The organism is Roseibacillus persicicus (assembly GCF_014651675.1).
Lineage (GTDB): Bacteria > Verrucomicrobiota > Verrucomicrobiia > Verrucomicrobiales > Akkermansiaceae > Roseibacillus > Roseibacillus persicicus.
The window spans coordinates 1-551 of sequence record NZ_BMXI01000087.1 but is presented as its reverse complement, the minus strand read 5'-3'; the positions used below and the strand labels follow the sequence as shown (position 1 = coordinate 551).

The following is a 551-nucleotide window of genomic DNA, read 5'->3' as shown; positions in this document are numbered from 1 at the left end:
CGAACGTTCAAGCACACCCAATCAGACCGACTCAGTGCACATTCATTACTTCTACCACCTCCCCTTCTCCAGTCAATCCTCCGACTCGCCAGCGCGGTCGGATTTGTGGTGCTGCGCATTGTTCGCTATACTTGAGTTTTGGTGTCGCTGCACCAATAAGTTTGCTTGTGACCCTTTTCCTCAAACTCAGCTACAAGCTTCTTGGCATCGATTTCTGTAATATTCGACGCCATCAGATACTCGTTTCCGGAGTCATCTTGCCTCCAAACTGCCCAGCTAGGAAAATCAATCTCTGTTACCAGAGCCCACCAACCCAGTTCGTCCCTGCCCCACTGGACGCCCAAACGTGAAGCAATTGTGCGAAGAATTTCAACTTCTGCAACGTCACTCCCGCCATCAAGAAGCTGAGCATTGATAGGTTTTCCATTCGAATCTTTTGCTGCGACTTGCAAAACACCAACTGGACAGCCATCGCCACCAGGTTCTCCTAAGCGATGAAATGGACCAATCGGGGTAGACATTTTACTAGAAGGATTCTTTTAAGCGAACGT

At 49.0% G+C, this 551-nt stretch carries 1 protein-coding gene; it reads right to left on the bottom strand.

What is annotated here, in order from left to right:
* Positions 1-125: 125 nt before the first annotated feature.
* Positions 126-521, bottom strand: a complete 396-nt coding sequence (locus IE099_RS20970) for a hypothetical protein (RefSeq protein WP_229809646.1) — start codon at positions 519-521, stop codon at positions 126-128.
* Between the last annotated feature and the right edge of the window lie 30 nt (positions 522-551).